Source organism: Variovorax sp. YR752, assembly GCF_943372545.1.
On the sequence record NZ_CALRZC010000088.1, the window covers coordinates 20,421 to 30,100 of the forward strand.

9 protein-coding genes are annotated in these 9,680 nt (G+C 70.7%); 6 read left to right on the forward strand and 3 right to left on the reverse strand.

The window, feature by feature from the left end:
* Positions 1–3 precede the first annotated feature (3 nt).
* Positions 4–729: an SGNH/GDSL hydrolase family protein gene (locus tag AAG801_RS20530; RefSeq protein ID WP_341890019.1), complete on the forward strand. Its 726-nt coding sequence runs from the start codon at positions 4–6 to the stop codon at positions 727–729.
* Positions 726–1,556: an NAD(P)-dependent oxidoreductase gene (locus AAG801_RS20535; protein WP_341890020.1), complete on the forward strand. Its 831-nt coding sequence runs from the start codon at positions 726–728 to the stop codon at positions 1,554–1,556. Before AAG801_RS20530 ends, AAG801_RS20535 begins: the two co-directional genes overlap by 4 nt.
* 2 nt (positions 1,557–1,558) lie before the next feature.
* On the opposite strand, the gene AAG801_RS20540 is transcribed toward AAG801_RS20535, so the two are convergent.
* The gene (locus AAG801_RS20540) at positions 1,559–2,161 is read right to left on the reverse strand and encodes a flavin reductase family protein (protein ID WP_341890021.1); all 603 of its coding nucleotides are present in this window, start codon (positions 2,159–2,161) and stop codon (positions 1,559–1,561) included.
* Positions 2,162–2,338: 177 nt separating this feature from the next.
* Between AAG801_RS20540 and AAG801_RS20545 the strand changes: the two genes are divergently transcribed.
* The 4 genes from AAG801_RS20545 to AAG801_RS20560 all read left to right on the forward strand — a co-directional run bounded on the left by AAG801_RS20545 (position 2,339) and on the right by AAG801_RS20560 (position 7,721).
* On the forward strand, positions 2,339–4,471 hold the full coding sequence (locus tag AAG801_RS20545) for an Ig-like domain-containing protein (RefSeq protein ID WP_341890022.1): 2,133 nt from the start codon (positions 2,339–2,341) through the stop codon (positions 4,469–4,471).
* A 145-nt stretch (positions 4,472–4,616) separates the two neighbouring features.
* Positions 4,617–6,512, forward strand: a complete 1,896-nt coding sequence (locus AAG801_RS20550; protein WP_341890023.1) for an ABC transporter ATP-binding protein — start codon at positions 4,617–4,619, stop codon at positions 6,510–6,512.
* Positions 6,513–6,596: 84 nt separating this feature from the next.
* Positions 6,597–7,301 (forward strand): NAD(P)-binding oxidoreductase, encoded by a 705-nt coding sequence (locus AAG801_RS20555; RefSeq protein ID WP_341890024.1) that lies wholly within the window; start codon positions 6,597–6,599, stop codon positions 7,299–7,301.
* A 207-nt stretch (positions 7,302–7,508) separates the two neighbouring features.
* On the forward strand, positions 7,509–7,721 hold the full coding sequence (locus tag AAG801_RS20560) for a hypothetical protein (RefSeq protein WP_341890025.1): 213 nt from the start codon (positions 7,509–7,511) through the stop codon (positions 7,719–7,721).
* 16 nt (positions 7,722–7,737) lie between these two features.
* Here the strand turns inward: AAG801_RS20560 and AAG801_RS20565 are convergent, their stop codons facing one another.
* Both AAG801_RS20565 and AAG801_RS20570 read right to left on the reverse strand, forming a co-directional pair.
* Entirely contained in the window at positions 7,738–8,724 is a 987-nt protein-coding gene (locus AAG801_RS20565) for a toll/interleukin-1 receptor domain-containing protein (protein ID WP_341890026.1), read from the reverse strand.
* A 22-nt stretch (positions 8,725–8,746) separates the two neighbouring features.
* Positions 8,747–9,680, reverse strand: a 934-nt coding sequence (locus AAG801_RS20570; RefSeq protein ID WP_341890027.1) for a hypothetical protein, incomplete at its 5' end; no start/stop codon positions are given.

Genomic DNA, 9,680 nt, shown 5'->3' on the forward strand with positions numbered 1-9,680 from the left:
GCCATGTCGCTCGCGCTCAAGCTGGCCCTGGCGCCGCTGCTGGTGGCGCAGGCGCTGAACACCAAGCGTCGCGCGCCGGTTCTGCCGGAGGCCGACGGGCCCCGCGAAGGCCGGGTGGGCGAGGGCGAGCGGCTGTCGCTGCTGATCGTCGGCGACTCGTCGGCCGCCGGCGTCGGCGTGCGCACGCAGCACGATGCACTGGCCGGGCACCTGACACGCACGCTGGCCCAGGCCGCGCAACGCAGTGTGCACTGGCAGTTGCTCGCGAAGAGCGGCATCACCACCGCGCAGGCGCTCGAACTCGTGCGCCAGACGCGGCCGACGCCGGCCGACATCGCGGTGGCGGTGCTCGGCGTCAACGACGTGATCGACCAGGTGCCCTCGCATCGCGCGGTGCAGCAGCGCGCGGCGCTGGCCGACTGGCTGCGCGAATCCGCCGGTGTGCGTCACGTCGTGTTCGCGCCGCTGCCGCCGGTGCACCGATTCCCCTTGCTGCCGCAGCCCTTGCGCCGTGTGATGGGTGACGACGCGCGCCGGCACGACCAGGCGATGGCGCGCTGGGCCACCACGCGCGACGATGTCTCGCACGTGCCGATTCCGCTCTCGCTCGGCCCCGAGCACATGGCCGACGACGGCTTCCACCCCGGCGAGCCGGTCTACCGCGCCTGCGGCGAAGCGCTGGCCGCCTACATCGCCGAACGACTGATCACCCTGGAGACAAGACCATGAACCTGAAAGGCAAGACGCTCTTCATCACCGGTGCCTCGCGCGGCATCGGCCTGGCGATCGCGCTGCGCGCGGCGCGCGACGGCGCCAACGTCGTCATCGCCGCGAAGACCGCGGAGAGCAACCCCAAGCTGCCCGGCACCATTCACTCGGCGGCCGCCGAGATCGAGGCGGCCGGCGGTCACGCGCTTGCGCTGCAGACCGACATCCGCGACGAGGCCAACGTGCTGGCCTCGGTGGAGCAGGCCGTGGCGCGCTTCGGCGGCATCGACATCCTGGTCAACAACGCCAGCGCGATCAGCCTGACGCCGACCGACGCGACGCCGATGAAGCGCTTCGACCTGATGTTCGGCGTCAACGTGCGCGGCACCTACCTGTGCACGCAGGCCTGTCTGCCGCACCTGATCAAGTCGGCACAGGCGGGGCGCAACCCGCATGTGCTCAACATGTCGCCGCCCTTGTCGATGCGCGAGCACTGGTTCGCGCCGCACGTGGCCTACACGATGGCCAAGTACGGCATGAGCGAGTGCACGCTGGGCCATGCCGGCGAGTTCCGCAAGTTCGGCATCGGCGTCAACAGCCTGTGGCCGCGCACGGCCATCGCCACCGCGGCGTTGCAGATGATTCCCGGCGTCGACATCGCCAGGTGCCGCACGCCGGAGATCCTGTCCGACGCGGCGTACCTAGTCCTCACCAGCGATGCGAAGACCACCACCGGCAACTTCTTCATCGACGACGCATTGCTGGTGCAGCACGGCGTGACCGACTTCGACCGCTACAGCGTCACGCCGGGCAACCGGGACTTCATCCCGGACTTCTTCGTCGACTGAGATCAGGCCGCAGGCTTCTTCGCCTGCACCGTCTCGCCGGCGACGAAGAAGGCGCCGCCGCCCTGGTGGTGCAGCGTGCGCAGTTCCGGCGGCGAGTCGGCGCGCCAGCGGCCGTCGGCGAATACGCGCTCGTCGGCCTGCGCCGCGAGCACCTCCGCGACGAACAAGTCGTAGGCCTGCTGGTGGTGGTGCTCGTGCGGCCCGGCGATCACGCGGCATTCCAGCCAGGCCACGCAGCCTTCGATCAGTGGTGCCTCGATGCGCTGCGCAGTGAAGTGCGCCAGGCCGCAATCAGCGAACTTGTCGGAACGCTCGGCGCCGGACAGGCTGCCTGCCGCATAGGTCGCATCGGCCAGCACGCGGCAGGGCACGCTCAGCGCGAAGCTGCCGCTGGCTTCGATCAGCGTTCGCGTGAAGGTGTTCTTGTCGATCACCACCGTGACCTTGGGCGGGTCGAAGTCCAGCGGCATCGCCCAGGCGGCGGCCATCACGTTGCGACGGCCGCCGTGGGCGGCGCTGACCAGCACCGTCGGGCCGTGGTTGAGCAGGCGGTAGGCCTGCGGAAGCGGCACGCCGCGGCGGTACGAGGAGGCGATATCGGTCATGCGCTGCATTGTTGGCGATCGTGTGGTCCGGCGTCGGTGTCGCGTGCGCGACAGCCAAGTGCGGGAGGCCTCGGGAGAAACGCGATTGACTGTGCTCAAGCACGGCGCATGCTGTGCGCAAGCGCCGACGCCTCTCGCACACAACACCAACCGCGCCGCGCTCCAAGGAGACAAGCGATGACCCGTTCACCCCTGGGCCGGCTGACGCTGGCCTGTACCCTGTTCGTTCCGCTGGCCGCTGCGGCGTATGGCGTGAGCGTTCGCAACGAGGGCGGCGACCCCGCCGCCGGCATCTTCCCGAGCGACCGCTACACGGTTCGCGACTGGTCGAACGCGAGCTTCCGCCGCGTCGCGCTTCCGAAGCCGGACTGCGCCGTGCGGCCGAGCGACTGCGCCGACATCGAGGTGATCAACACGCTCGACGGCTTCTCGACGCAGCCACGCATCACCGTGCCCTTCACCGGCGACATCGATCCGGCCACGGTCAACAGCAGCACCGTCTACCTGCTCAACCTCGGCGACACGCTGACGCTGCGCGGCTTCGGCAAGAAGGTCGGCATCAACCAGGTGCTGTGGGACCCGGCGACGAAGACCCTCGCCTTCGAGTCGGACGAACTGCTGCAGGAACACTCGCGCTATGTGCTGATCGTCACCGACGGCGTGCGCGACAGCCGCGGAAAGCGCATCAAGCCAGCGCGCGACGATGACGACGACGCGCGTGGCCGCAGCCGTGGCCACGACGAGTACCGCCGCGACCTGCGCGACGCGAAGCGCCATGGCGAGCGCGGCCGCGACCGCGTGGTGGCTGCCTCGCTGTTCACCACGCAGAGCATCAGCGCCGACCTGGTGAAGATCTCGCGCGCCATCAAGGCCTCGACGCCGGCGCCGGTGAACTTCCTCGCCGGCAACGACGGCACGGGCGCGGTGCGCTCGGTGTTCCCGCTCCCGCAGGTGGCCGGCATCCAGTTCCAGCGCCAGACCGGCGCAGCGCCGGCCTTCACTGCGTCGTTCCTGCCGACACCGGCGCTGGGCATCGTGCCGGGCGCGGTCGCCCAGGTGGCCTACGGAACATTCCGCTCGCCGGACTACCAGACGGCGCAGAAGTACATCCCCGCCACCGGCACGCTGAACGGCCGGCCGCAGCCGCAGGGTGAGAACACGCTGACGCTGCAGCTCTTCGTGCCGGCGGGCGCGAAGCCGGCCGGTGGCTGGCCGGTGGCGATCTTCGGCCATGGCTTCACCGACAGCATGTACGGCGCGCCGTGGACGGTGGCCTCGGTGTTCGCCTCGCAGGGCATTGCCACGCTGTCGATCAACGTCGTCGGCCACGGCGGCGGTGCGCAGGGCACGCTCAACGTGCTGCGCAACACCGGCGCTGCACCGGTGGTGGTGAATGCCGGCGGCCGTGGCTTCGACCAGGACGGCAACGGTGCGATCGACAGCACCGAGGGTGTCAACGCCGCCGCGCCGCTCGGCATCATCGGCAGCCGCGACGGCCTGCGCCAGACGGTGGTCGACCTGATGCAGCTGGTGCGTCAGGTCGAGGTGGGCATGGACGTGGACGGCGACGGCAGCGCCGACCTCGATGCCGGGCGCATCTACTACGCCGGCCAGTCCTTCGGCGGCATCTACGGCACGATCTTCCTCGGCGTGGAGCCCTCGCTGAAGGCCGGCGTGCCCAACGTGCCGGGCGGCTCGATCACCGAGGTGGCGCGGCTCGGTGCCTTCCGCCCGCTGACCGGCATCGCGCTGGTCTCTCGGCTGCCGTCGCTGATCAACGTCAGCCCGAACCCGACCGGCATCGCCTTCGACGAGAACATGCCGCTGCGCGGTGAGCCGCCGCGCATCAATGGCGTGGCCGGCGCGATGGCGATCCAGCAACTGCTCGACCGCAACGAGTGGGTGCAGCAGTCGGGCAACCCGGTGAGCTATGCCGCGCGCATCCGCAAGAACCCGCTGCCGGGGAATGCGGCCAAGCCGGTGCTGGTGCAGTTCGCCAAGGGCGACACCACCGTGCCCAACCCGACCAGCACCGCGATCATCCGCGCCGGTGATCTGGCCGACCGCGCCGTCTACTTCCGCAACGACCTGGCCGTGGCCGCCAACCCGGCGGTGCCGAAGAACCCGCACACCTTCCTGACCAACATCGGCGCGGCGGCGACGGTGCCCTATGCGGTGGCGGGGCAGCAGCAGATCGCGGTGTTCTTCGCCAGCCACGGCACGCTGGTGATCGACCCGGACGGCGCCGGTCCGTTCTTCGAGGTGCCGATCGTGGCGCCGCTGCCGGAGGGGCTGAACTTCCTGCCATGACGGTGTCGGCAGAGTTGCGATAACCTCGCCGCTCCGCCACGCGCGGCGGGCCGCCTCACCGGGCGGCCCGCCGCTTTCGTTTTCGGTGGGCAGCGCCGTCATCCGCGCTTGCTGCCCGGCGCCATCCCGACCCCGGAGAGCCCGCGTGTTCCGCTTCTTCGAGCAGTTCGTCCATCCTTATCCCGACGCCGAGCCGGCGCACCCGCCCAAGGGCCTGCTGGCCTTCGTCTGGCACTGCACGCAGGGCATGCGGCCCTACATCGCGGTGATGACGATCGCCACGGCGCTGATCGGCGCCTTCGAGGCGCTGTTGTTCGCTTTCCTCGGCCGCGTGGTCGACTGGCTGGCAAAGGTGGAGCCGGCGCGGCTGTGGGTCGAGCATGGCGGCACGCTGTCGCTGCTGGCCGGCGTGCTGGTGGCCAGCATCGCGCTGGTGGCGTTGCAGTCGATGCTCAAGCAGCAGTCGCTGGCCGGCAACTTCCCGATGCGGCTGCGCTGGAATTTCCACCGCCTGATGCTCGGCCAGAGCATGGCCTTCTACCAGGACGAGTTCGCCGGGCGCATCGCCACCAAGGTGATGCAGTCGGCACTGGCGGTGCGCGACACGGTGATGGTGATCACCGACATCCTCGTCTTCGTGGTCATCTACTTCGTCACCATGGTGGCGGTGGTCGGCAGCTTCGACGCCTGGATGCTGGCGCCCTTCGGCGGCTGGGTGGCGCTGTACGTGATCGCGCTGGTCTACTTCGTGCCGCGGCTGGGCAAGGTGGCGCAGGCGCAGGCCGACGCGCGCTCGCTGATGACCGGGCGCATCACCGACGCCTACACCAACATCGCCACCGTCAAGCTGTTCTCGCACTCCAGGCGCGAGGCGGGTTACGCGCGCTCGGCGATGCAGGAGTTCCTGGGCACGGTGTACCAGCAGATGCGACTGGTGACCGCCTTCGAGATCGTCAACCACACGCTGTCGATGCTGCTGGTGGCCGGTACCGCCGGCACGGCGCTGTGGCTGTGGACGAAGGGCGAGGTCGGCATCGGCGCGCTCGCCGCGGCCAGCGCGATGGCGCTGCGCCTGAACGGCATCTCGCACTGGATCATGTGGGAGATGGCCTCCCTCTTCGAGCACATCGGCACGGTGCAGGACGGCATCAACACGCTGGCCAGGCCACGGCTGGTGGTCGACCGGCCGGATGCGAAGCCGCTGGTCGTGCCGCGCGGCGAAGTGCGTTTCGAGAACGTCGACTTCCACTACGGGCGCGATGCTGCCGGCTCGCCGCGGGTGATCGAGCAACTGTCGCTGCACATCCGCCCGGGCGAGAAGATCGGCCTGGTCGGCCGCTCGGGGGCAGGCAAATCGACCATCGTCAACCTGCTGCTGCGCTTCTACGACCTGGAGCGTGGCCGCATCCTGATCGACGGGCAGGACATCGCTCAGGCCACGCAGGACTCGCTGCGTGCGCAGGTCGGCATGGTGACGCAGGACACCTCGCTGCTGCACCGCTCGGTGCGCGACAACATCCTCTACGGCCGCCCCGATGCCAACGACGCGCAGATGATCGCCGCCGCGCAGCGCGCCGAGGCGCACGAGTTCATCCTGGGCCTGACCGACCCGAAGGAGCGGCGTGGCTACGACGCGCATGTCGGCGAGCGCGGCGTGAAGCTCTCCGGAGGGCAGCGCCAGCGCATCGCGATCGCCCGGGTGATGCTCAAGGATGCGCCCATCCTGCTGCTCGACGAGGCCACCAGCGCGCTCGACAGCGAGGTCGAGGCCGCCATCCAGGCGAGCCTCTACCGCCTGATGGAGGGCAAGACCGTGGTGGCGATCGCACACCGGCTGTCGACCATTGCCGCGATGGACCGGCTGATCGTGCTCGACCGCGGCCGCATCGTCGAGGAGGGCGATCACCGCAGCCTGCTCGCGCGCGACGGCATCTACGCCCGGCTGTGGGCACACCAGAGCGGTGGTTTCCTCGGTGAGGAGGTGGGCGACGAGCTCGACGACGGCAACGGGCCGCGGCGTACCGAAACGGCCGCGGCCTGACGCTCTGGGCGTCGAGGTAGGGATTCGCCGCTCCCGCGGGCTTGGGCACAGTGGCGCGCTTCGCCACTTTGCCCCGCTTTCCCGATGGCCACGATGAGCTACCGCTTTGCCCCGCGGGTTCCGCCGCCGCCGCAGGACGCGCGGCCGCGCATCGCGGTGTTCGGCGCGGCCGGGGCCACCGGGCAGCTGGCGGTGCGCCACGCGCTGGCGGCGGGGCACCGCGTCACCGCCTTCCTCGCCGAGCCGGCCCACTGGGCGCTGTCTCACGAGGACCTGACGCTCGTGCATGCCGACCCGCTGGTGCCGCAAAGCCTGCACGGCGTGCTGGCCGGCCACGATGCGGTGCTGTGCCTGGTCGGCCACCGGCCGGAGTCGGCGATGCAGCGCGATGGGCTCGAGCGACGCGCGCCGCTGGCTGCGCTGGCCACGCGCCACCTCGTCGCGGCGATGAGCGAGGAGGGTGTCTCGCGCATGGTGCTGATGGGCGCGGCCGGCGTCGGCAATTCGGTGGCCGCCGGCGTGTTCGGCCTCGGCCGCTGGCTGCAGTGGCTGCTGCCCGAAGTGATGGCCGACAAGGAGCGCCAGGAGGCGCTGGTGCGCGGCAGCGCGCTGCGCTGGACCGTGGTGCGCCCGGCGCGGCTGTCGCACGCGCCGGCCAGCGGCCACATCCACGTCGGCGAGAACCTGCGCTGGGGCTGGCGCGGCATCCCGCGCGAGGACATTGCCGCGCTGATGGTGCGCCTGGTCGACGACCCGTCGGCCGTCGGCAAGGTGTTCACGGTCGCCTGAAGGCCTTTCGAGCACCGAGCATCCCCAGTTCCCCACACGGATTGGGGAGATCTCCCTCCCGCGTCAGCGGGATGTGGTGTCAGCGCGTTTCCTACACAGTGCATCGAAGCCGGCGGACAGCGGCTCGCGGCGGTCGTCCATGGCGAGCGCGAACCGGGCGGCCTACTCTGGCTTCATGTGAACCGAGTCGTTGCAGGAGATCGCAACATGAACACCGTCACCATGCCCTTGTCGAGTGTCGACTACGAACTGCGATTCCGGTCGCTGTTCAACGAGGGCCGCGCGCTGGCCTTCCCCTGCGACGCGCAGGGCCATGTCGACATGGATGCGCTCAGCGAGCGCGCCCGCGGCAACTACCTCTACGCCCGTGCCGTGGTCGGCCGCGAGTTCGCCACCCCGGCCGTGCAGCGCTGCCACTAGACCCGCCGGAGGACCCTCAACTCGCCGGCCTGCCGCCCTCGAGGCGCGCGTCGAGCCGGCGCAGCAGTTCGACGATCTGCGGGCCCAGCGAGCCCTGCCCGGCCGCCAGCCGGCCGTGGATGCGCGCCACCGCTGCCATCGCTTCACCGCGTTGCGCCGCGGTCCAGACCGACAGGTCGCTCTCCACCAGGAAGGTCAGCACGTTCACCCGGCCTTCCTTGCCCAGGCGCTGGAACGACGCCTCCGACAACTGATCCACCGCCAGCCCCACGGCGACCGGCGACTGGCGATGCTCGGCGAGCATCCGGGCCGTGGCGCTGCGGCGCTGGGTGATCTCCGCGTCGTTCATCTGCGCGATCAATGCGGCGATGCGGGCGCGTTCGCCGGCATCAGCCGGCACCGGTGCTGGCGACGGTGGCGGCGAGGGATCCGGCCGCACGAGGAAGACCGCCGACCCGGCGCCTGCCGCCACCATCGCAGCCGCGCCGACGATCAGCGCGGTGCGTCGCGAGCCGCCGCGGGCCGGTGCGGCAGCACCGCCGCCAGCGCCGACATGCCTGGCCAGCGACTTCGCCAGCACCTCGACGTCCGAAGCCCAGCGCGCATGGCTCAGTTCCACGGCGTTGCGCCAGGCGAGGTCGGACAGGTCCGCGGGCAGTTGCCCGGCAGCGGGCATCTTCGCACCCTGCACCAGCACCGGCACCACCGGGATGCTGCGCTTGAGCGCCGAGGCGATCTCCAGCCGCACGAAGTCCGACGGGTCGTCGATGCGCCGCGCAGCGGGCGTGCCGGCCTCCAGCCAGCGCGGGCCGATCATCGCCAGCAGCACACTGCAGCGCGCCACGTTGGCGTCGATCGCGTGGCGGAAGTCCTGCCCCGGCTCGATGGCGCTGACGTCGAAGAACACCGCTTCCTTGCCGAAACGTTCGGCCAGATCCTCGTACAGCCGGCCGGCGTGGCCTTCGCTGTCCTCGCGGCGGTAGCTGATGAAGATGGCGCCCATGGTGCTCGTCCTCCCGTGCTCCTCAGGCCCCGGGCTTCTTCAACTGCGCCAGCAACTGCTCGCTCGCGCGGCTGAGGCGGCTGTTCTCCTTCGCTGCCGCGAACTCCCTGACCAGCGGCTCGAGCGCGCTGCGCGCTTCGTCCTGCCGCCCGGCGCGGGCCTTCAGCAGCGCGTGTGCATAGCGCTGCAGCGGTTGCCGGTCGGGCACCGTCTGTTCGGCCGGGTACAGCCATTCGAAGGTGGCGAGTGCATCGGCCGGGCTGACGAAGCCGAGCACGATGTCGCGCTCGGCCGCCGGAGCCGTCAGCGACCAGTCGATCAGCCGGCGCCACACCACGTCGCGCTGCGACGCGTCGGGCTGTTCGCCGCCGGCGCGCATCTGGTTCAGAACGTCGAGCGCGTAGCCGTAGTGCATGCCGCGGTTGAACGCGACGGAAAACTGCAGCCGGCGCAGCCACGGGCGCTCGCGCGAGCTCTTCGCGGCAGTGTCGAAATGGCCACGCACCTCGTCGTCCAGGCGCCCGGTGGTCCAGGCGATGTGGTGTGCCCACAGCCCGTGCGCGTAGACGTTGCCGGGGTCGTCGGCCAGCGCGGCCTTGTACAGCGGCACCGGGTCGGGCGCGGCCACGCCGTCGCGGCTGCGCAGGAAGTCGGCCCAGCCGAGATGCGCGCCGAGGTCGGCGCGGCGCTCGCCGCGTGCCAGGCCGAGGCCCTGCGCCAGCACGGGCTGGATCGGCCCGACCAATGCGGAGAAGGTTTCCTTGTCGCCGACCACGCGCGCCTCGCGCAGCCAGCGCATGCCGCAATCCTCGCGGGCGATGCGTGAGACATCGTCGCCCGGGCGCGCGGCCGCGATGACGGCGAACTGCTGCCATGCGACCGCGTGGCTGCCGGCCTCGCACAGTTGAACGGCGGCGGCCAGCTCGGCCGCCGCGCGCGCGAGGCGGGCCTGCTCG

Coding starts and splice junctions, on each gene's coding strand:
- AAG801_RS20530 (WP_341890019.1), top strand. CDS start 4: ATGTCGCTCGCGCTCAAGCTGGCCCTGGCGCCGCTGCTGGTGGCGCAG.
- AAG801_RS20535 (WP_341890020.1), top strand. CDS start 726: ATGAACCTGAAAGGCAAGACGCTCTTCATCACCGGTGCCTCGCGCGGC.
- AAG801_RS20540 (WP_341890021.1), bottom strand. CDS start 2,161: ATGACCGATATCGCCTCCTCGTACCGCCGCGGCGTGCCGCTTCCGCAG.
- AAG801_RS20545 (WP_341890022.1), top strand. CDS start 2,339: ATGACCCGTTCACCCCTGGGCCGGCTGACGCTGGCCTGTACCCTGTTC.
- AAG801_RS20555 (WP_341890024.1), top strand. CDS start 6,597: ATGGCCACGATGAGCTACCGCTTTGCCCCGCGGGTTCCGCCGCCGCCG.
- AAG801_RS20560 (WP_341890025.1), top strand. CDS start 7,509: ATGAACACCGTCACCATGCCCTTGTCGAGTGTCGACTACGAACTGCGA.
- AAG801_RS20565 (WP_341890026.1), bottom strand. CDS start 8,724: ATGGGCGCCATCTTCATCAGCTACCGCCGCGAGGACAGCGAAGGCCAC.